The following is a 21,171-nucleotide window of genomic DNA, read 5'->3' as shown; positions in this document are numbered from 1 at the left end:
CCCGGCGGAATTCCGGGCCGTGGAGAGTTTGTTCCGTACTTGAACATATGATGGTACGGATCCCGCTCACCTGAAAGGCCCTTCATGCCTCTGGCCCTGCTCGCCCTGGCCGTCGGAGCTTTTGGCATCGGTACGACCGAGTTCGCGATGATGGGCCTGCTGCCCGACGTCGCCGACGACCTGCGCGTCTCCCTCCCCACGGCCGGACACCTGGTCTCCGCCTACGCCCTCGGCGTGGTCGTCGGCGCCCCGCTGCTCGCCGCCGCCACGGCCCGCCTCTCCCGCCGCAAGGTCCTGATCTCCCTGATGGGCCTGTTCGTCGTCGGCAACGCCCTGTCCGCCCTCGCCCCCGGCTACGACACCCTGCTCGCCGCCCGCTTCCTCAGCGGCCTGCCGCACGGCGCCTTCTTCGGCGTCGGCGCCGTGGTGGCCACCGGCCTGGTCGCCCCCGAACGCAAGGCCCGCTCGGTCTCGCTGATGTTCCTCGGCCTGACCGTCGCCAACATCGCGGGCGTCCCCGTGGCCACGCTCGTCGGCCAGCACCTGGGCTGGCGGGCCACCTTCCTGGGCGTCAGCGTGATCGGCCTGGCGGCCGTCGCGTCGCTGGTGGCGCTGATCCCGCGCGAGGTGAGCAGCGCCCCGGCCGTCGGCCTGCGCGGCGAGCTGGCGGCCCTGCGGTCGCTCCCCGTCTGGCTGGCGCTCGGCACCACGGTCGCCGGATTCGGGGCGCTGTTCTCGGCGTACAGCTACATCACCCCGATGCTGACCGGCTCCGCCGGGTACAGCGAGGGGAGCGTCACGCTGCTGCTCGCCCTGTTCGGCGTGGGCGCGACCATCGGCAACCTGCTGGGCGGCCGTCTCGCCGACCACGCGATGCGCCGCACCCTCTTCGCGGGCCTCGCCTGCCTGGCGGCCGTGCTGGCGCTCTTCCCGCTCCTGATGCGGGCGCAGTGGAGCGGAGCGCTGGCGATCGTCCTCCTGGGCATCGCCGCCTTCGTCGCGGGCAACCCGCTCAACCTGATGGTCATGGAGAAGGCGACGGCGGCGCCCTCCCTGGCCTCCTCCGCCAACCAGGCCGCCTTCAACCTCGCCAACGCCGGCGGCGCCTGGATCGGCGGCCTGGCCCTGGCGGCCGACTTCGGCGTGACCTCCCCGGCGCTCGCCGGAGCGGCGCTCGCCGTACTGGGCCTCGCGGTGGCCTCCGTGGCCTACGCGGTGGACCGGCGCCGGACACCGCTCGCGACGGCGGGCCGCGAGCGCCTGGTGGCCGTCCATCACCCGGAGCGCCCGGCGGTGGACGCCCTGGACGGCACCCGGTAGCGACGGACACGGGCCCCTCCCGCCCCGGCGCGCTGCGGGAGCGGGAGCGGGCTCGCGGGGATAGGTTCCGGGGGTATGGCGCAATCCACCGACGCGGGCCCCCTCTACTACGTCGACCGCTCCGACATCCGCGAGGGAAAGCTGGCGGAGGTCCGGGACGGCATGCGGGAGCTGGCCGCGTTCGTCGAGGAACGTGAACCGCGGCTGCTCGCCTACGCCTTCTTCATCGACGACACCGGGTCGACCATGACCGTCGTCGCCGTGCACCCCGACGCGGCGTCCCTGGAGCTGCATCTGCGGCTCGGCGGCCCCAGGTTCCGCGCGTTCGGCGAACTCATCCGGATGCGGAGCATCGACGTGTACGGACAACCCGGCGCGGCCGTCGCCGAGCAGCTGCGGCGCAAGGCCGAGATGCTCGGCGACGGCACCGCCACCGTCACCCTGCACACCCGCCAGGCGGGATTCAGCCGGATGACCGGTCAGGGCAGGCCCTAGGCGCTTGTCTCCGGCGGGTCGAAGCGGGCGAGGTCGCGCAGCCACGTGCGGGCCGAACTGTCCGACGGGGCCCGCCAGTCGCCGCGCGGCGAGAGGGAGCCGCCGGCCGAGACCTTCGGGCCGTTCGGCATGGCCGAGCGCTTGAACTGGGCGAAGCCGAAGAAGCGGCGGCAGAACACCTCCAGCCACCGCCGGATCTCCGGCAGGTCGTACGCCACCCGCTTGGCGTCCGGGAAGTTCGGCGGCCAGGCGCCCGCGTCCGGGTCGTGCCAGGCGTGCCAGGCCAGGAAGGCGATCTTCGACGGCCGGAAGCCGTAGCGCAGCACGTGGAAGAGGGTGAAGTCGTGCAGCGCGTACGGGCCGATCTTCGACTCGGTGGACTGCATCTCCTCGCCCGGTACGAGCTCGGGGCTGATCTCGGTGTCGAGGATCGCGGCGAGGATCGCGCTGGTCTCCTCGTCGTGCTGGCCGCTGGTGATGACCCAGCGGATCAGATGCTGGATCAGCGTCTTGGGCACACCGCCGTTGACGTTGTAGTGGCTCATCTGGTCGCCCACGCCGTACGTCGACCAGCCGAGCGCCAGCTCGGACAGGTCGCCGGTGCCGAGCACGATGCCGCCGCGCTGGTTGGCCAGCCGGAACAGGTAGTCGGTGCGCAGACCGGCCTGCACGTTCTCGAAGGTGACGTCGTACACCGGCTCGCCGGACGCGAACGGGTGGTCCATCTCCTTCAGCATCAGCCGCGCCGTCGGCGTGATGTCCAGCTCGGCCGCGGTGACCCCGAGCGCTCGCATCAGCCGGTGGGCGTTGTCCTTGGTGTGGTCGCTGGTGGCGAAACCGGGCAGGGTCCAGGCCAGGATGTCGGTGCGGGGGCGTCCCGCGCGGTCCATCGCGCGGGCGGCGACGATCAGCGCGTGCGTGGAGTCCAGGCCGCCGGAGACGCCGATGACCACCTTCGGGCCACCGATCGCCGCCAGCCGCTGCTGGAGCCCCTCGACCTGGATGTTGTACGCCTCGTAGCAGTCCTGGGCGAGCCGGTCGGCGTCGGCCGGAACGAACGGGAAGCGCTCCAGGCGGCGGCGCAGCCCCAGGTCGGTGAGCGGCGGATCGAGTTCGAAGCCGACCCTGCGGAAGTCGGCGGTCCGGGCGCGGTGCGTACGGCGGTTGTCGTCGAACGTGCCCATCCGCTGCCGCTCCTGCCGCAGCAGATCGAGGTCGACGTCGGCCACGGCGTAACTGTCGCCGAGCGGGAACCGCTCGGTCTCGGCCAGCAGCACGCCGTTCTCGTAGACCATCGCCTGGCCGTCCCAGGACAGGTCGGTGGTCGACTCGCCGAGCCCGGCCGCCGCGTAGACGTACGCGGCGAGACAGCGGGAGGACGCCGAGCGGCACAGCAGCTTGCGGTCCTCGGCCCGCCCGACCGTGATCGGGCTGCCGGAGAGGTTGACGAGGACGGTCGCGCCGGCGAGGGCCGCCTCCGCGCTGGGCGGCACCGGCACCCACATGTCCTCGCAGATCTCCGCGTGCAGCACGAGACCGGGGACGTCGTCCGCCGCGAACAGCAGATCCACGCCGAACGGCACGTCCGCGCCGCCCACCCGGATCGTCCCGCCGCGCTCGTCGGCGCCGTCGGCGATCTGGCGGCGCTCGTAGAACTCCCGGTAGTTCGGCGGGTACGACTTGGGCACGACGCCGAGGACGCGGCCGCGGTGCACGATCACCGCGCAGTTGTAGACCCGGTTGCGGTGGCGCAGCGGGGCGCCGACCACCAGCACCGGCAGCAGCTGCGCCGAGCCGGCCACCACCTCCCGGAGCGCCTCCTCGACCTGGTCGAGCAGCGCGTCCTGGAGCAGCAGGTCCTCGATCGAGTAGCCGCACAGCACCATCTCCGGGAAGACGGCGACCGCGACACCGTCCTCGGCGCAGTGGCGCGCGTGGCGCAGGACCGCGTCGGCGTTGGCGTGCGGGTCGGCGATGACGGTGTGGCCCGTGCACGCGGCGACACGTGCGAAGCCGTGCTGATAGATCGACCAGAAGTTCAACGGAGGCACGGGATCAGTGTAATCGTCAGAGCGACGCGATGGGGCGGGGGGCTCACCCGGGGGCTCGTCCCGCCCGCCCCACGCCCCGTCAGCTGAGGTAGCCGAGCACGGTCATCATCCCCGCCTCCGCGTGGTACACGTTGTGGCAGTGGAGCATCCACAGGCCCGGGTTGTCGGCGTCGAAATCGACCGTGAGCCTGCCGTTCGGCAGGACGAGCGCGGTGTCCTTGCGGGCGCCGCCCGGCGCCTTGGCCAGCTGGAAGGTGTGGCCGTGCAGATGCAGCGGATGCCACATGGCCGTGGAGTTGGAGAAGACCACCCGCACCCGCTCGCCCTGGCGCACCGGATGGCGCTGATCGGCGGTGTACGGCTTCTTGTCGAAGGCCCAGTCGTAGTGCTCCATCCCGCCGGTGAGCCGGATCTCCACGGTCCGGTCGGGTTCCTTGCGGGGGAGCGCCACCGACTCGTCCGCCTGGAGCTTGTTCGCGGTCAGCGGCCTGCCGTCCAGTTCCTGCGGGCGGACGGACGGGTCCGGCGCCTCGCCGCCGCCGGTGCGCAGCAGCGCCATGGCGGTCGCGTTCTTGCCCTCGGCGAGCGCGGTCAGCGGGAAGACGCCGTCCTTGGCGGTGACGAGCACGTCGTAGCGCTCGCCCATGCCCAGCATCAGCGCCTTGGCGGTGGTGTGCCGGACCGGGTAGCCGTCGCTGTGGGTCACGGTCATCTCGTGCCCGCCGAGCGCGACCCGGAAGGCGGTGTCCCCGCCCGCGTTGATCAACCGGATCCGGATCCGGTCGCCGGGGCGCGCTCGGAGCACCGAGGGCGCCTGTGCCGTACGCCCGTTGACCAGGTAGTACGGATACGCCACATCGCCCGCGTCGCCGCCGAGCAGATCGCTCGTGGCGCCCATCAGCATGCGGGAGGGGCCGGAGCGGGCGGACGGCGAACCGCTGCCCGTGCGCATGCCGTCCCCCATGTCCATGTCGCCCATGTCCATGTCGACGCCCATGTCCATGTCCATGCCCATGTCCTGGCCGGTCTCCGAGCCGTCGCCCATGGCCATGCCGCCCCGGCCGTGCGTGAGTTCCGCCAGCACGGCGTCCGGTGTCGACCCGTCCACCCCGTCGAGCCAGTCGTCCAGGACGACCAGCCACTCCTTGTCGTACGCCAGGGGCTCCCTGGGGTCGTCGACGATCAGTGGGGCGTACAGGCCCCGGTCCAGCTGGACCCCGGTGTGCGGGTGGATCCAGTACGTGCCGGGGTGCGCCACCTTGAAGCGGTACGTGAAGTCGGCGCCGGGCTTGACGTCGCGCTGGGTGAGGCCGGGGACGCCGTCCATGTCGTTGCGCAGGGCGATGCCGTGCCAGTGCAGGGACGTGGTCGTGGGGAGGTGGTTGGCGAGGGTCACGTCGAGGGTGTCGCCGGCGGTGACCCGGATCGCCCTGCCGGGCAAATCACCGCCGTACGTCCAGGTGGGGACCGTGCGCCCGCCGAGGTCGAGGGAGGTCGCGGCGGCGGTCAGGGCGATCCTGCGGACCGCCCCGCCGGAGCCGCGCCGCTCCTCGGCGGCGGCGACCTCGGCGCCGGAGGGGTCGACATAGCCCTCCGGGGTGCTGCCGGAGCCGGTTCCGGAGCCGTGCCCCGAACGGTGGCCGGAGTCGGACGAGCCGGAACAGGCGGTCAGAAGGCCCGTGCCGGCGACAGCGAGAGATCCGCCGAGCACGGCCCGGCGCGTAGGAGTGCGCATGAGTGCAGTACACCTCGTCACATGTGGTGCGGAAAGCCGGGAATGGCGTCTGCTGCTCCATATGCGCGGGTACGCCGGAACAGCCGAGCGCCGGCCTAGAGGCGCAGCACCGACAGGCGGGCGAGGAGGAGGCGGGGTGGGGGTGGCCGGGGCCACAGGGCGCGCGGGAGGCGGGTCCCGGCGGGTGGGGCCGGGGAGGCGGGGCGGGCACCGGGGGCCGCCGTGAGCAGTACCAGCAGCGTGAAGCCGCCGAGCACCGCCAGGCACACGGACGCCGGGTCCATGCCGGTCGTCGAGGGCGTCGAGGAGTGCGCCGCGTCGTGTGCCGGGGTGAATGCCGAGGTGCGTGTCGTCAACGCCGCGGCCACCGGCGGGCTGCCCGTCGTGCCGTGCTCCGACGGATGCCCGAGGGTGTGCATCGTCAGCACGCCGAGCAGCAGGACGGCGAACAGCAGCAGCCGTCCGTACGTCGTCCTCCGCCTCGTGCTCATGGCGCGCAGCCTACCCCCACCGGGTATATGGGTGCGCCCGTCCCCCGAAGGGAACGGGCGCACTGTCACGCGGGAACTCAGTGGCGTCGGTACGACTCCACGTAGCCCTTCGCGGGCGAGCCCACGCCGGTCACGTCGTCGTAGCCCTTGACCGCGGACAGCGAGCTGTCCTTGCCGAGGCTGCGCACGGAGGTGGCCAGGCCGCCGGTGGCGTCGAGGCCGTTGACGAAGTCGATCCGGGCGACCGCCAGGCCGGAGCCGGTCGGGTTGTCCGTGACGTCGTGGTACACCTTCGAGCCGGCCTTGGCGTAGATCGCCGGGTTGGCGAAGCCGAGGGCCTTGCCGCCGCCGGCCTCGGTGGCCAGCGCCTGCACGGCCGCGATCACCGGCGCGGCCAGCGAGGTGCCGCCGATGCGGTACTCGCTGTACTGCTGCGACCCGTCCGGGAAGGTCTGGGTCTGGCCGACCTTGAAGCCGGTGTTCGGGTCGGCGATCGCCGCGATGTCCGGGACGACGCGGTTGCCGTCGGCGCTGTTGGCCTTGGCGAGCGCGTCGGGGACGACGCCCTTCTGGTAGTACGGGGCCGGCACGGTCTTGCTGGTGCCGCCGCCCGCGCCCGAGGTGAAGGCGCCGGGGAAGCCGGTCCAGCTCTTGCCGTCGGCCGCCAGGGTCGCCTTCTGGGTGCCCCAGCCGGTCTCCCACAGGTACGTGTTGTTCTTGCCGACCGCCAGCGAGGTGCCGCCGACCGCCGTCACCCACGCCGAGTTGGCCGGGGTGTCGACCTGCTTCGTACCGGTGTTGGCGACCTCGTCGCCGTCGTCGCCGGAGGAGAAGTAGAAGCCGATGCCCTCGACCGCGCCGAACTGGAAGACCTGGTCGTAGGCGGCCGCCAGGTCCGGCGTCTGGCTGGCCTCGATGTCGCCCCAGGAGTTGGAGACGATGTCGGCCAGGTGGTTGTCGACGACCTTGCTCAGCGAGTCGAGCAGGGCGTCGTCGAAGCAGGACTCGGCGCCGACGTAGACGACGTTGGCGGCCGGCGCGACCGCGTGCACGGCCTCGACGTCCAGGGTCTCCTCGCCGTACCAGCCGGCCGCGCCGCACTCCTTGGTCTTGGAGTACTTCGCGGGCAGGACCTGGCTGAGCTGGCCCGTCTTCCAGGCGGCGTCGCCGTGCTTCTTCGCGTAGGTCTGCGCGTCGAAGGCGATGGTCGGCGAGGCGTAGGCGTCCGTGATGGCGACGCGCACGCCCTTGCCGGTGTAGCTGCCCGCGCCGTAGGCGGCCCGCAGCTGCTTGCCGGTGTAGCCCTGGACGGCGTACGGGATCTTCGTACCGTAGGCGTCCGGCAGCGTGCTCGCGATGTTCGAGCCGTAGTACGACGAGAACGGCCCGGAGTTCTTGAACACCGCGTCCGGCGGCGGCAGCTGGTCCTTGGCCTTCGCGGTGTGCGGGGCGCTGTCCAGACCGGTGACGGTCAGCACGGCGCCGTCGAGGCTCGCCGGAGCCGTGGCCGTCTTGGCGGGCGCGCGGTAGGTGTGCCCGCCCTTGGTGTAGTTGTGCAGCTGGGTGCCGAACGCCTTCTCGGCGGCGGCTACGTCACCGGTGACGGTGACGTAGTGCTGCGAGACGCCGGTGACCGTCAGGCCCGCCGACGTCAGCCAGGACTTGACCGCGGCCACCTGGGCCTTGGTCGCGCCGAAGCGGGCCTGCGCCTGCTTGGCGCTGAGGTACTTGCCGTAGGCCGCCGAGTGCGGGTCGGAGACCGCCCGGGCGTAGGCGGCGAGGCCGTTGGCGTCGCGGCCGGCGAGGTAGACCCGCAGCGAGAGCTTGGAGCTGTCGGCGGTGGCGCCCTGGTCGGCCTTGGCCGTGGCCCAGGCCGGCTTGGTGCCGGCCAGTGCGTCCCGGGTCGGGGCATCCGCGGCGTGCGCCGCGGGTATGCCGAGCGCGATCGCGCCGGCGAGCATGGGCAGTGTCGCCGCCATGCTCACCCCGGCGCGCAGCGCGGCACGGTTGGATCTCATAGGACCCCCTGTACGTGGTTCGTCGCGAGTGGATCACTCGATCCGGCAACTCTTTCGATGAACCGTTCATGCCAGGGGAATGCGAAAACCAAGAAGAAGCCAAGTCGCCGCATCCTGTACGGATTTGGCGGATACGTCCGTGAAGTCGAGGGAAAACCCTATGACTTGGGAAACGCCACCCCTGCGGGGATCCGCGACGGACCCAGGAACGCGGGCGGACCTATGAACGCGGCTTGGCGCCCCGCTCCTTGAGCATGTCCGTCATCAGCGCGATCTCCGACTGCTGCGCGTCCACCATGCCCTGGGCCAGCCGCTTCTCCACGCCGACCGTGCACTTGGCGACACAGCCCTCGGCCATGTGGATGCCGCCCTTGTGGTGGGCGGTCATCAGCTGGAGGTAGAAGATCTCGGCCTGCCTGCCGCTGAGCCCCTCCAGCTTCTTCAGCTCGGTGTCGGTGGCCATGCCCGGCATCAGCGCCCCGTCCTCGCCGGAGGCCATGCCGGCCATGCCCATCCAGGCCATCGGCTCGTCCGAGGAGACCTTCGGCAGCTCCCACAGGTCCAGCCAGCCGAGCAGCATGCCGCGCTGGTTGGCCTGGGTCTGCGCGATGTCGTAGGCGAGCCGGCGCACCTCCGCGTCCTTCGTGCGGTCGCGCACGATGTACGACATCTCGACGGCCTGCTGGTGGTGCACCGCCATGTCCCGGGCGAACCCGGCGTCCGCCGACGAGGCCGACGGCGTCGCGTCGGAACCCCCGTCCTCCGCGACCGCGTAGGTGATCGCGCCGGCCGCCACGAGGACCGCCGCCGCGGCCCCCGCGATCCACCCGATGTGCCGCCTCACTTCATCGTCCCGCCCGTGCAGGAGGCCCCCGGCTCGGGGGTCTGCTTGCCCTGCACATACGTCTGGAAGAACTTGTCGACGTTGGGGTCGCTCGCGCTCGTCACCGTGCGCTGGTGGCCCCAGGCGGTGAGCATGATCGGGTCCTTCTGCTTCTCGTCCGGGCTCATCAGCGTGTACGGCGTCTTCTTCACCTTCGCGGCGAGCGCCTCCACGTCGGCCTTCGACGCCTTGCTGGTGTACGTCACCCAGACCGCGCCGTGCTCCAGCGAGTGCACGGCGTTCTCGTTCTTCACCGGCTCGGTGTAGACGTTGCCGTCGCAGTTCAGCCACACCGGGTTGTGGTTGCCACCGACCGGGGGCTCGACCGGGTACGTCACGTCCTTGGTGACGTGGGTGCGGCCGAGGTCGCCCTGCCAGGTCTTCACACCGTCGGCGCCCGTGACGAACTTGCCGGTCACGGCGCTCTTCGCGTCGTTCGAGGAGTCGTCGTCCGACTGGGAGCGCACGACGAAGACGCCGCCGACGACCAGGCCGGCCACGACGACCACGCTCGCGGTGATCGTCAGGATCCGGCCCCGCCGCTCGCGTGCCTTCTCGGCACGCCGCATCTCCTCTATGCGCGCCTTGCGCGCGGCGCTGTTCTTGTTCTTGGCGGAAGCCATGGGCCAGTCCTTCTGGGGAAAGGGGCGGGACAGTAGGGACGTGCGCGTCCGCCGATCGTAATGGTGGAGGTGGGGCCCACCGTAGGGCGCCTCCGCGGAAACGGTTCGGCGGAACGATTTTTTGAAGCCGGGATGCCACTTATTACGCTTCCTGGCATGCGGCTGTTGCGCTCCACCGATCTGGCCCTGCGCATCCTCATGCGGCTCGCCGTCGAGGACGCGGCCACGCCTGCCACGCGCGAGGTCGCGGCCGACATGGACGTGCCCTACACCCACGCGGCGAAGGTCGTCGCGGAGCTCCAGCACATGGGACTGGTCGACGCCAAGCGCGGCCGGGGCGGTGGACTCGCGCTCAGCGCGAAGGGGCGCACGGCGTCCGTCGGGGCCGTGGCCCGCCACTTCGAGGGCGACACGGAGGTCGTCGAGTGCGAGGGCGACACCCCGTGCCCGCTCCACTCCGCGTGCCGGCTGCGCGGGGCGCTGCGCCGGGCCCAGGAGGCGTTCTACGCCTCACTGGACCCGCTGACCATCGCCGATGTGACGGCCGGCCCGACGGGACCGCTGCTGCTGCAGATCGGCCGGGCGCCCCGCTGAGCCGGTCGCCCCGCTGACGCCCGGCGTCGTCCCGTCCGCTGACGCCGGGCGTCCCGGTCCGGGGGCTCAGCCCTCCTGGGCCAGCCACAGGTCCGGGCCGAAGACCTCGTAGTGGATGTCGGCCGGGGCCACGCCGCGGGCGATCAGCTGGGAGCGGATGGCGCGCAGGAAGGGCAGCGGCCCGCACAGGTACGCGCGCGTGCCCGGGGCGACCGGGACGTCGGCCAGGTCCACCAGCCCGCTGCCGGCGCCGAGCGGCGCGTCCTCCTCGTACCAGAACCGGACGTCCGCCTCGGCGAGCTTGGCCGCGTACGTCTCCTGGTCGGCGCGCAGGGCGTGGTGGGCGGGGGAGCGGTCGCCGTGCACGACCGTGACGGGCGCCCGGTGGCCGGTGGCCGCGAGGTGGGCCAGCATCGCCACCATCGGGGTCACGCCGATGCCGGCCGAGGCCAGCAGCAGCGGGGTGTCCGCGACGTCGTCGAGGACGAGGTCGCCGTACGCCTCCGACAGCTGGAGCACGGCGCCCTCCCGTACGCGCGCGTGCAGATGGTGGGAGACCTCGCCCCGTGGCGTCGCGCCGCCGGCGACCCGCTTCACGCTGATCCGGCGCGTCGACGCGTCGGGGGCGCCGGTCAGGCTGTACTGCCGTATCTGACGGGCGCCGTCGGGCAGGCGCACGCCCACCGAGACGTACTGCCCCGCGCGGAAGGGGCGCACCGGGCCGCCGTCCACCGGGCGCAGCCGGAGGGTGACCACGTCGTCGGTCTCGGGGACGCGCTCGACGACCTCCCAGTCCCGCCACACGGGACCGCCGCTCTCCTCGTACAGCCGCTTCTCCAGCGCGATCAGCGCGTTCGCCATCAGCCAGTAGACCTCGTCCCAGGCGGCCGCGACCTCGGGCGTGACGGCCTCGCCCAGCACCTCGACGATCGCGGCGAACAGGTGCTCGTGGACGATGCCGTACTGGTCGGCGGTCACGCCGAGTGAGGCGTGCTTGTGCGCGATGCGCGACAGCATCACGTCGGGGCGGTCCTCCGGGTGGTCCACCAGGTAGGTGGCGAAGGCGGCGATCGACCCGGCCAGCGCCTGCCGCTGGGTGCCCGCGGCCTGGTTGCCGCGGTTGAACAGGTCCCGCAGCAGCTCGGGACGGGCGGCGAACATCCCGGCGTAGAAACGCTCGGTGATCTCGCCGATCGCCCCGCCGACGACGGGAAGGGTGGCTCGGACGGTGGCGGCGGACTGGTCGGACAGCATCGGGGCTCCTTCGGGCACGACGGTGTGGGCGGGACCTCGGGTGGGTCCGTGCCTGCACCCATTAAAACTTGCATCTGAGATGCAAATTAAAGGGGGGTGGGTCCCGGGGAGCGGTGGGGCATTACGGATGTCGCTCCGAGCAGGCAAGATGGGCGGCAGAGCGGTACACCTCACCGACGCGGGGCGTTCACACCGAGGTCGGTCGGCCGATCATGGTCTGCAACGCGCACGAAATGGTGTTGTGGTGGGATGCTCAGGTGCCCGACCGCCTCTCCGGTGCGGGAAGCAGGCGGCCTGACCAGCAAGGATGGGGAAGCGGAAGATGGACAAGCAGCAGGAGTTCGTGCTCCGGACCTTGGAGGAGCGCGACATCCGGTTCGTACGCCTGTGGTTCACGGACGTGCTGGGCTTCCTCAAGTCCGTCGCCGTGGCCCCGGCCGAGCTGGAGCAGGCCTTCGACGAGGGCATCGGCTTCGACGGCTCGGCGATCGAGGGCTTCGCCCGGGTCTACGAGTCCGACATGATCGCCAAGCCGGACCCGTCCACCTTCCAGATCCTGCCCTGGCGCGCCGAGGCCCCCGGCACCGCCCGGATGTTCTGCGACATCCTCATGCCGGACGGCTCCCCGTCCTTCGCGGACCCGCGCTACGTCCTCAAGCGCGCCCTGGCCCGCACCTCCGACCTGGGCTTCACCTTCTACACCCACCCGGAGATCGAGTTCTTCCTGCTGAAGGACCGCCCGCTGGACGGCTCGCGCCCGACGCCCGCCGACAACTCCGGCTACTTCGACCACACCCCGCAGAACATCGGCATGGACTTCCGCCGCCAGGCGATCACCATGCTGGAGTCCATGGGCATCTCGGTCGAGTTCTCCCACCACGAGGGCGCCCCGGGCCAGCAGGAGATCGACCTGCGCTACGCCGACGCCCTCTCGACGGCCGACAACATCATGACGTTCCGCCTGGTCATGAAGCAGGTGGCGCTGGAGCAGGGCGTGCAGGCGACCTTCATGCCGAAGCCCTTCTCCGAGCACCCGGGCTCGGGCATGCACACCCACCTCTCCCTCTTCGAGGGCGACCGCAACGCCTTCTACGAGTCGGGCTCGGAGTACCAGCTCTCCAAGGTGGGCCGCTCCTTCATCGCGGGCCTGCTGCGGCACGCGGCGGAGATCTCCGCGGTCACCAACCAGTGGGTGAACTCCTACAAGCGCATCTGGGGCGGCACCGAGCGCACCGCCGGCGCCGGCGGCGAGGCCCCCTCGTACATCTGCTGGGGCCACAACAACCGCTCCGCCCTGGTCCGCGTCCCGATGTACAAGCCGGGCAAGACCGGCTCGGCCCGGGTCGAGGTCCGCTCGCTCGACTCCGGCGCGAACCCGTACCTGGCCTACGCCGTCCTCCTGGCCGCCGGCCTGAAGGGCATCGAGGAGGGCTACGAACTCCCGCCGGGCGCCGAGGACGACGTGTGGGCCCTCTCGGACGCCGAACGCCGCGCGATGGGCATCGAGCCGCTCCCGCAGAACCTGGGCGAGGCCCTGACCCTCATGGAGCGCAGCGACCTGGTCGCCGAGACCCTGGGCGAACACGTCTTCGATTTCTTCCTGCGCAACAAGCGCCAGGAGTGGGAGGAGTACCGCTCCGAGGTGACCGCCTTCGAGCTGCGGAAGAATCTGCCGGTGCTGTAGGCGCCGTGGCCGGTCATGGGCTCCCGGGTGACGGATCCGAGCCATTCGGGGCCGGGAGAGTTAGCGTGGGTGCTAACAACGCCGACAGACGGGAGGCCCAACCGTATGACGACCAGACCCAACGGGGGGCCTGTTTCCATCGTCTAGCGTAGAAACGCAGGTGATACGGCCGCGGTGCTGATGCGCCGCGGCTCTCCTGTGCCGTCGGCCGGGGTCTGGTAGAGGTCCGCTCCGTAGTCGCCGGGGAGGGCGTAGACCAGCGTGCGGTCGTCCCGCCAGACCGCCTGGTCGTCGACGCTGCGGGTCTCCGCCAGCGGTGTTTCGCGCAGGGTGCGCAGGTCGAGGACGTACAGCCGCCACGGGGCGTCCTTCGACAGCCCCGGCACCCGCTTCTTGAAGGCCACCCGGGTGCCGTCGGGGGACAGGGACGGGCACTCGACGTTCGTGCGCAGGGTGGTGACCGTGCGGGCGGTGAGATCGCCGCGCACCAGATACGTTCGGCCCTTCGTCGCCATCGTCGCGTAGAACGTGCGGTCGTCCGCCGCGAACGTCACGCCCCAGAAGTTCACGTCCGCCGCGCGGTAGCCGTGCCCGTCCTTGACGACGCGGTACGCCTCCAGGGACGGGGTCAGCTTCCCCGTGCGGGTGTCCACGATCGCCGCGCGCGTCGAGAAGTTCGTCCCCGCGTACGAGTCGCCGCCCACGAACGCCGTCCAGGCCGCGTACCGGCCGCTGGGGGAGACCCGGGCGCGGGACGGGATGCCCGGGACGTCGTAGCGGGCCGTCTCCTTCAGGCCGGCGTCCAGGATCAGCGCGCGGTAGGTGTCCGACACCGGCCCGTGCACCGCCTGGAGGCAGACGCCGGTGCCCGAAGCGGCGTAGAAACGCAGGCACTTGACGCCCGAGGCGGTCCGCGGCCCGGCCGGGTCGGAGGCCGGCGCGCTGGTCAGCTCGTCGCGGTGCGGCCCCCATGCCATGTTGCGGAACACCACCTGGCCGCCGTCGGCCAGCGACACCCGGCCCGCGCCGACCCGGGGGCCGCCCGCCTGCGGCCGGTCACGGCGCTCCGCGCGCGCCGACGCGTGCAGGATCGAGGCGACGGCCACCGCGGCCAGGACGGCGACCGCGGTGACGAGGACGAGCAGACGGTTGCGCAGGGTCATGAGACGGTCTCCGGGGAGGCGGGACGCAGGGTCAGGGACACGGCCGCGCACACCGCCAGCGCCGCCGTCGACGCCAGCAGGGCCGTACGGTCGCCCCACAGCGTCCAGGCCGCCCCGAAGCCCAGCGAGCAGACGAACCGGGCGAGCGCCTGTCCCGTCTGCACGAGGGCCAGCCCCGAGGAGCGCAGCGTCTCGGGCACGCTGTCCGAGGCCGCCGCCATCAGGACGCCGTCGGTCGCCGCGTAGAAGGCGCCGTGCAGGAGGAGGACGGCGTACGGCAGCGCGGTGCCGTGCCAGGAGGACAGCAGCAGGCCGTACACGAGCAGCAGCGCGGCGTGGCCCGCGAGGAACATCCGCCGGCGGCCCACCGCGTCGGCCAGCCGGCCGAGCGGCATCGCGAGCAGCAGGAACGCGGCCGCCGTACCGAGCGGCAGCAGGGCGAACCAGCGGTCGGGGACGCCGAGCCGCCGTTGCAGCAGCAGATAGACGAAGGAGTCGCTGACGGTGGCCAGGCCCAGCATGACGGCGCAGACGGTGATCCGGCGCAGGTCGCGGTGGCGCAGCAGGCCGAGGGCGGCGCGCACGGTGGGCCGCTCCGCCGCGACCGCCGACCGACCCCGTCCGCCCACCTCGCCATCCGCCCGTCCGGCCACCCCTCCGTCCGCCGGTCCCCGCGCCCGTCCGCCCGGTACGAACAGCACCAGGACCAGCACCCCGACCGCGGCCACGCAGAAACTCACCGTGAACACCGCGTCGTAGCCGTCGACCGTCGCGCGCAGGATCCAGAACGCCACCAGCGGGCCGAGCAGCGCGCCCGCCGTGTCCATCGCGCGGTGCACGCCGAAGGCCCGTCCGCGGGTCTCCGGGGTGGCCGACAGGGAGATCAGCGCGTCGCGCGGGGCCGTGCGCAGGCCCTTGCCGGTGCGGTCGGCGGCCAGGACCAGGCCGATCGGGGTCAGGGAGTGCGCCAGGAGCAGCAGGGGCTTGCACAGCGCCGAGATGCCGTAGCCGAGCCCGGCGACCCACTTGTGGCGGCCCCCGCCCCGGTCGGCGAGATGGCCCCCGGCCAGTCGCACCAGCGCCGAGAAGCCGTTGTACACGCCGTCGAGCAGCCCGAAGCCCAGCGGGGACAGGCCGAGGCCCGCCACCAGGTACAGCGGCAGGACGGCCGTGACCATCTCGGAGGAGACGTCGGTGATCAGACTGACCGTGCCGAGGGCGAGCACGGTGGGCGCGACCGCGGTGCGGCGCCGCCCGGCCGGGATCGGCCGGACGGCACCCTCCGCGGACGGCTGCGCACTCGCGCGGCTGTCCGCTACGTACACGTCAGGACGCCCAGATGCCGGTGATGTCCTGGGCGGAGGCCGCGTTGCCCGCGTGGGACGGCAGGCCCTTCAGGTCCTCCAGGGTGCGCAGCAGGTCGTAGTGGTTGTACGTCGTCGCGCTGGACGCGCCCGGGGTGACCGGCTGGCCGTAGAACACGGTCGGGATGCGGTTGCCGGAGAGCCGGTTGTCCTCGTCGAAGGTGACGACGAGCAGGCTGTTGTGGGTCTTGGCCCAGGTCGCGTAGGCGCCGAGGTTGTTCTTCAGCCAGGTGTCGCCGGTCGACACCGAGCAGTCGTGCATGTCGCTGCACAGGTTGGGGACGACGAAGGAGACGTCGGGCAGGGTCGTGTAGTCGGTCGGGAACTGCGCGAAGGTCTTCGCCGTCGACGTCGGCACGTTGCTGAAGCCGAACCACGGGTTGTGCTTGCGGGCGTACTTGCCGCTGCTGCACGTCGTGGAGCCCTGGCTGGGCAGCGTCTCGTTGTAGCTGGCCCACGACTTGCCGGCCGCGATCAGCTCGGAGCCCAGGTTGGCCGCCGAGGAGAAGCCGGGCGTGTAGCAGCTGTCGTCGGTGATGCCCTGGGTGGAGCCGGAGAACAGCGCGAAGTAGTTCGGCTGGCTCGGGTGGGTCTCGCCGTAGGACTGGCTGAGGTTGGCGCCGCCGGACTTGAGCGAGTTGATGTACGGGGCGCTGGAGGAGCCGATCACCTGGCTGTAGGCGTGGTTCTCGAAGACCACGACGACCACGTGGTCGGGGGTGGGCACGGCGCCCGCGGCGTGCGCGGAACCGCCGCCGAGGCCGGTCCACAGGCCGACCGCGGCCGCGGCGAGGGCCGTCGCGGCCGCGGTGGCGGCCCGGGCGCGGCGGAACACCGAACTGGCAGTACTGCCGGACACATCAACCTCCGGTGAGAGGACGGGGGCGGCGGTGCGGACAGAGCATGCACACGCCAACGTTCCCGCGCCCGGCACCGCCCAACCCGATGGATGAAGAACGGGTGAACTACTGTCGCCGCGCCGCCGGCTGGGCCAGCACCCGGTGGAGCGGCTCGGTCGCCCGGCGCCGGTACTCCTGGATCGCCCAGCCGTTGCCGTCCGGGTCCTTGAAGTACAGGAACGTACCCCCGTCCTGGGGGGAGAACTGCCGCGGCTCGCTCACGTCGAGCCCGCGCGCCGTCAGCTCCTCGTAGGCCGCCTTGGCGTCCGGGACGCACAGCTGCATCCCGTGATAGGTCCCCGGCCGCGGGGTGCCGGTCGGCACCTCCAGCCCGTCGACGAGCGCGATGGAACACCCCGACCCGGGCGGGGTGAGCTGGGCGATCCGCACGCCGGGCATCACCTCCCCGTCGAAGTCCACGTGGAAGCCGACCTTGTCCCGGTAGAACTCCTTCGCCCGGTCCACGTCGGAGACCGGCAGCAGGATCACTTCGAGGGTCATGTCCATGGGCGACTCCTTCGTCGTACGGCCCTCGTCCCACGGAACCGGAAACCGCCCCGGGGCGCCAGCGCAGGGCGCGGGTTAGGCTCAAGGGCGGGGACGACCTTGATCGGACGGGAGGCGGGGCATGGCGACGCCCGGGCGCAGGAGCAGTACTTTCTCGCGGCTGCTGCGGCACGGCTTCACCGACCCCTCCGCCGCCGAGCGGCTCCTGGACAGCGCCGAGCTCGCCCCGGTCCGCACCGACCCCGTCCTGCTCGACGCGCTGGGCGCCACCGCCGACCCGGACCTCGCCCTGCACGGCCTCGTCCGGCTGCTGGAGGCCCAGCCCGGCCCCACCGCCCGCCGCGAGCTGCTCGACACCCTGATCGCGGCCAAGCCACTGCGCGACCGGCTGCTCGGCGTGCTGGGCGCCTCCGCCGCCCTCGCCGACCACCTCGCCCGGCACCCGCGGGACTGGTACGCCCTCGTCCAGTACGAACCGCGCGATCTCCATCCGGGCGTCGAGGAGTTCGAGCGCGGCCTCGCCGAGGCCGACGACCCGGTCTCCCTGCGCGTCGCCTACCGGCGCTGCCTGCTGTCCATCGCCGCCCGCGACGTGTGCGGCACCATCGACGTCGCCCAGACCGCCGCCGAACTCGCCGACCTCGCCACCGCCACCCTGCGCGCCGCCCTCGCCCTCGCCCGGGCCGCCGCGCCCGAGGACGCCGCCCTGTGCCGGCTCGCGGTCGTCGCGATGGGCAAGTGCGGCGGCCACGAGCTGAACTACGTCTCCGACGTCGACGTCATCTTCGTCGGCGAGGCCGCCGAGGGCGCCGACGAGGGCAAGGCCCTGCGCGCCGCCACCAAGCTCGCCTCCCACATGATGCGGATTTGCTCCGAGACGACGGTCGAGGGCTCCATCTGGCCCGTCGACGCCAACCTGCGCCCCGAGGGCCGCAACGGCCCGCTGGTGCGCACGCTCAGCAGCCACCTCGCCTACTACCAGCGCTGGGCCAAGACCTGGGAGTTCCAGGCCCTGCTCAAGGCCCGCCCGGTGGCCGGCGACCTCGGCCTCGGCGAGGAGTACATCGCCGCCCTCGAACCGCTCGTGTGGCAGGCCGCCGAGCGCGAGAACTTCGTCGGCGACGTGCAGAAGATGCGCCGCCGCGTGGTCGAGAACATCCCGGCCGCCGAGATCGACCGCGAGCTGAAACTCGGCCCCGGCGGCCTCAGGGACGTCGAATTCGCCGTCCAGCTCCTTCAGTTGGTGCACGGCCGCACCGACACCTCCCTGCGCAGCGGCACCACCCTCGACGCGCTGGGCGCCCTCGCCGCCGGCGGCTACGTCGGCCGCGACGACGCCCACCGGCTCGACGAGGCCTACCGCTTCCTGCGCTCCATGGAACACCGCATCCAGCTCTACCGGCTGCGCCGCACCCACCTCGTCCCCGAGGCCGAGACCGACCAGCGCCGCCTCGGCCGCTCCCTCGGCCTGCGCACCGACCCGGTCGCCGGGCTGAACCGCGAGTGGAAGCGGCACGCCGCCGTCGTACGCCGCCTCCACGAGAAGCTCTTCTACCGCCCGCTGCTCGACGCCGTCGCCCAACTCGCCCCCGGCGAGGCCCGGTTGAGCCTGGAGGCGGCCCGCGAACGCCTCGTCGCCCTCGGCTACGCCGACCCCGCCGCCGCCCTGCGGCACCTGGAGGCCCTGGCGTCCGGCGTCACCCGCAAGGCCGCCATCCAGCGCACCCTCCTGCCCGTCCTGCTGGGCTGGTTCGCCGACTCCGCCGACCCCGACGCGGGACTGCTCAACTTCCGCAAGGTGTCGGACGCGTTGGGCAAGACGCCCTGGTACCTGCGGCTGCTGCGCGACGAGGGCGCGGCCGCCGAGAACCTCGCCCGTGTCCTGTCCGCCGGCCGCCTCGCCCCCGATCTGCTGATGCGCGCCCCGGAGGCGGTGGCCCTGCTCGGTGACGGCGACGGCCGCGCGGGCAGCGGCCTCCAGCCGCGCGGGCGCGCCCCGCTGGAGCAGGAGATACTGGCCACCGTCGGCCGCGCCGACAACGCCGAACAGGCCGTCACCGCGGCCCGCGGCGTCCGCCGCCGCGAACTCTTCCGTACGGCCGCCGGGGACATCGTCAGCTCCTACGGCACCGAGACCCGCCCCGCCGAACCCGACCAGGGCGCCCTCGTCGACCGGGTCGGCGCGGCCGTCTCCGACCTCACCGCGGCCACCCTGGCGGGCACGCTGCGGGCCGTCGTGCGGGAGGGCTGGGGTGACACCCTGCCCACCCGCTTCGCCATCATCGGCATGGGCCGCTTCGGCGGCCACGAACTCGGCTACGGCTCCGACGCGGACGTCCTGTTCGTCCACGAGCCGCGCGACGGCGTCGACGAACGGGAGGCGTCCGAGGCGGCCAACCGGGTCGTCTCCGAGATGCGCCGCCTGCTCCAGATCCCCAGCGCCGACCCGCCCCTGCTCATCGACGCCGACCTGCGCCCCGAGGGCAAGTCCGGGCCGCTCGTACGGACCCTGAAGTCCTACGAGGCGTACTACCGCCGCTGGTCCCTGGTCTGGGAGTCGCAGGCCCTGCTGCGGGCCGAACCCGTCGCCGGCGACGAGGAACTGGGCCGCCGCTTCATCGACCTCGTCGACCCCCTGCGCTATCCGGCCGAAGGACTCGGTGAGGACGCGGTGCGCGAGATCCGGCGGCTGAAGGCCCGTATGGAGTCCGAGCGGTTGCCTCGCGGCGCCGACCCCAAACTGCACACCAAGCTCGGGCCCGGGGGACTGTCCGACGTGGAGTGGACGGTGCAGCTGCTTCAGCTGCGGCACGGGTGGACGGAGCCCGGGCTGCGGATCACGCGCACGCGGGAGGCCCTGGCCGCGGCGCGGGCCGCCGGTCTCATCGACGCCGAGCACGCGGAGATACTCGACGAGGCGTGGGTGCTGGCCACGCGGGTGCGCAACGCGGTGATGCTGGTGCGGGGGCGGGCGGGCGACACGTTTCCCTCGGAGGCGCGGGAGCTCGCCGCGGTGGGGCGGTACCTGGGGTACGGACCGGGGCATGCGGGGGACATGCTCGACGCGTACCGCCGTATCACGCGGAGGGCTCGGGCCGTGGTGGAGGAGCTGTTCTACGGGGCGTAGGGGTGGGGTGGAGGAGTTGTTCCACGGGGCGTGGGGGTTCGAGGCGGCGCGAGGCGCTCATCAAGGCCACCCCCGTCAGAACGATCGCCATCCCCGTCAGCACCCGTAGGCCCACCCTCTCGTCCAGGATCAGCGCGCCCAGCCCCACCGACACCACCGGGAGCAGGTATCCCACCGTCGCCGCGGTCGTCGGGCCCTCGTCCGCTATCAGGCGGTAGTTGAGGTAGAAGGTCACGCCGGTACCCAGGACGCCCAGGGCGACGACGGCGGCGATTCCGGTGAGGTCCACGTCCAGTGGGCCCGCGAACGGCAGGGACAGGGTGCTCCAGGCCGTCGCCGTCAGCAGCTGGGCGGCCGACATCGCCAGCGGGGCCTCCCGTGACGTCAGCGTGCGGGACATGTACGCGAAGGCGATCGCGTAACTGGCCGCCGCCGCGAGGAGTGCCAGGGGCGCCCAGCCGATCAGACCCCCGCGCTGCCAGGGGGCGAAGATCAGGACCGTGCCCGTGAAGCCGAGCAGCAGGCCGGCCAGGCGCGGGCGGCCCAGGGGCCGGTCCGTGCCGAGGGCGATGCCGATGAGCAGGGACCACAGGGGTGTCGTGGCGTTGAGGACGCCCGCGATGCCCGAGTCGACGTGCTGTTCGCCCAGTCCGAACAGGGCGAAGGGCAGGGCGTTGCAGAACAGGGCGGCGACCACCAGGTGCCGCCGGACCACGCGGGAGCGGGGCATGCGCTGGCCGGCCCGGCGGGCGAGCAGGAACAGGACCGCCGTGCCCAGGGCGCACCGCGCGACGGTGAGCTGCGCCGGGGTCAGTCCATGGTCGAGGGCGAGTTTGATCCAGAGGAAGCCGGAGCCCCACAGGAGGGCGAGCAGGGTCATGCGCAGGGACGAGGAGAGGGGCATGGGCCCTACGGTGGGGCCTAGCGTGTTGTGAGGACAAGTGAAAAGTCCTGCACTCACCA

The 21,171-nt window shown here is 72.3% G+C and carries 17 protein-coding genes; 5 read left to right on the top strand and 12 right to left on the bottom strand.

The window, feature by feature from the left end; genetic code table 11:
• Positions 1-84 precede the first annotated feature (84 nt).
• Both ACZ5NW_RS11110 and ACZ5NW_RS11105 read left to right on the top strand, forming a co-directional pair.
• Entirely contained in the window at positions 85-1,320 is a 1,236-nt protein-coding gene (locus tag ACZ5NW_RS11110) for an MFS transporter (protein WP_468743517.1), read from the top strand.
• Between the two features lie 75 nt (positions 1,321-1,395).
• Positions 1,396-1,815, top strand: a complete 420-nt coding sequence (locus ACZ5NW_RS11105) for a hypothetical protein (protein ID WP_468743516.1) — start codon at positions 1,396-1,398, stop codon at positions 1,813-1,815.
• On the opposite strand, the gene ACZ5NW_RS11100 is transcribed toward ACZ5NW_RS11105, so the two are convergent.
• The 6 genes from ACZ5NW_RS11100 to ACZ5NW_RS11075 all read right to left on the bottom strand — a co-directional run bounded on the left by ACZ5NW_RS11100 (position 1,812) and on the right by ACZ5NW_RS11075 (position 9,616).
• Positions 1,812-3,866: an NAD(+) synthase gene (locus ACZ5NW_RS11100; protein WP_468743515.1), complete on the bottom strand. Its 2,055-nt coding sequence runs from the start codon at positions 3,864-3,866 to the stop codon at positions 1,812-1,814. The two genes, ACZ5NW_RS11105 and ACZ5NW_RS11100, sit on opposite strands and share 4 nt — an antisense overlap.
• A 79-nt stretch (positions 3,867-3,945) precedes the next feature.
• Positions 3,946-5,601 (bottom strand): multicopper oxidase family protein, encoded by a 1,656-nt coding sequence (locus tag ACZ5NW_RS11095; RefSeq protein WP_468743514.1) that lies wholly within the window; start codon positions 5,599-5,601, stop codon positions 3,946-3,948.
• A gap of 95 nt (positions 5,602-5,696) precedes the next feature.
• Positions 5,697-6,092: a DUF6153 family protein gene (locus ACZ5NW_RS11090; RefSeq protein WP_468743513.1), complete on the bottom strand. Its 396-nt coding sequence runs from the start codon at positions 6,090-6,092 to the stop codon at positions 5,697-5,699.
• Positions 6,093-6,169: 77 nt separating this feature from the next.
• Positions 6,170-8,110 (bottom strand): S53 family peptidase, encoded by a 1,941-nt coding sequence (locus ACZ5NW_RS11085; RefSeq protein ID WP_468743512.1) that lies wholly within the window; start codon positions 8,108-8,110, stop codon positions 6,170-6,172.
• A 220-nt stretch (positions 8,111-8,330) separates the two neighbouring features.
• A complete protein-coding gene (locus ACZ5NW_RS11080; protein ID WP_468743511.1) occupies positions 8,331-8,954 on the bottom strand; it encodes a DUF305 domain-containing protein in 624 nt (207 codons plus the stop codon).
• Positions 8,951-9,616, bottom strand: coding sequence for a DUF3105 domain-containing protein (locus ACZ5NW_RS11075; RefSeq protein ID WP_468743510.1), 666 nt, complete (start codon positions 9,614-9,616; stop codon positions 8,951-8,953). The genes ACZ5NW_RS11080 and ACZ5NW_RS11075 overlap by 4 nt, the downstream gene beginning before the upstream one ends.
• 156 nt (positions 9,617-9,772) lie before the next feature.
• Here ACZ5NW_RS11075 and ACZ5NW_RS11070 point away from each other — a divergent pair, with 156 nt between their 5' ends.
• A complete protein-coding gene (locus tag ACZ5NW_RS11070; RefSeq protein WP_468743509.1) occupies positions 9,773-10,210 on the top strand; it encodes an RrF2 family transcriptional regulator in 438 nt (145 codons plus the stop codon).
• A gap of 66 nt (positions 10,211-10,276) precedes the next feature.
• On the opposite strand, the gene ACZ5NW_RS11065 is transcribed toward ACZ5NW_RS11070, so the two are convergent.
• A complete protein-coding gene (locus ACZ5NW_RS11065) occupies positions 10,277-11,464 on the bottom strand; it encodes a globin domain-containing protein (protein WP_468743508.1) in 1,188 nt (395 codons plus the stop codon).
• Between the two features lie 322 nt (positions 11,465-11,786).
• Here ACZ5NW_RS11065 and glnA point away from each other — a divergent pair, with 322 nt between their 5' ends.
• Positions 11,787-13,148: a type I glutamate--ammonia ligase gene (gene glnA, locus ACZ5NW_RS11060; protein WP_468743507.1), complete on the top strand. Its 1,362-nt coding sequence runs from the start codon at positions 11,787-11,789 to the stop codon at positions 13,146-13,148.
• Positions 13,149-13,291: 143 nt separating this feature from the next.
• Here glnA and ACZ5NW_RS11055 read toward each other — a convergent pair whose 3' ends face one another.
• From ACZ5NW_RS11055 to ACZ5NW_RS11040, 4 genes are all read right to left on the bottom strand, one after another.
• Entirely contained in the window at positions 13,292-14,311 is a 1,020-nt protein-coding gene (locus ACZ5NW_RS11055) for a TolB family protein (RefSeq protein WP_468743506.1), read from the bottom strand.
• The gene (locus ACZ5NW_RS11050; RefSeq protein WP_468743505.1) at positions 14,308-15,636 is read right to left on the bottom strand and encodes an MFS transporter; all 1,329 of its coding nucleotides are present in this window, start codon (positions 15,634-15,636) and stop codon (positions 14,308-14,310) included. The genes ACZ5NW_RS11055 and ACZ5NW_RS11050 overlap by 4 nt, the downstream gene beginning before the upstream one ends.
• Before the next feature lies 1 nt (position 15,637).
• On the bottom strand, positions 15,638-16,510 hold the full coding sequence (locus ACZ5NW_RS11045) for an alkaline phosphatase family protein (protein WP_468743868.1): 873 nt from the start codon (positions 16,508-16,510) through the stop codon (positions 15,638-15,640).
• A gap of 130 nt (positions 16,511-16,640) precedes the next feature.
• On the bottom strand, positions 16,641-17,081 hold the full coding sequence (locus ACZ5NW_RS11040) for a VOC family protein (protein WP_468743504.1): 441 nt from the start codon (positions 17,079-17,081) through the stop codon (positions 16,641-16,643).
• A 121-nt stretch (positions 17,082-17,202) separates the two neighbouring features.
• On the opposite strand from ACZ5NW_RS11040, the gene ACZ5NW_RS11035 reads away from it, so the two are divergent.
• Positions 17,203-20,208 carry a bifunctional [glutamine synthetase] adenylyltransferase/[glutamine synthetase]-adenylyl-L-tyrosine phosphorylase gene (locus ACZ5NW_RS11035; RefSeq protein WP_468743503.1) on the top strand — a complete coding sequence of 1,002 codons (3,006 nt, stop codon included), beginning with the start codon at positions 17,203-17,205 and terminating at the stop codon, positions 20,206-20,208.
• Here the strand turns inward: ACZ5NW_RS11035 and ACZ5NW_RS11030 are convergent.
• Entirely contained in the window at positions 20,159-21,112 is a 954-nt protein-coding gene (locus ACZ5NW_RS11030; protein ID WP_468743502.1) for a DMT family transporter, read from the bottom strand. The two genes, ACZ5NW_RS11035 and ACZ5NW_RS11030, sit on opposite strands and share 50 nt — an antisense overlap.
• Between the last annotated feature and the right edge of the window lie 59 nt (positions 21,113-21,171).

This window comes from Streptomyces sp. NPDC032126, assembly GCF_055580085.1.
This window is presented reverse-complemented; position numbering and strand designations above follow the sequence as displayed.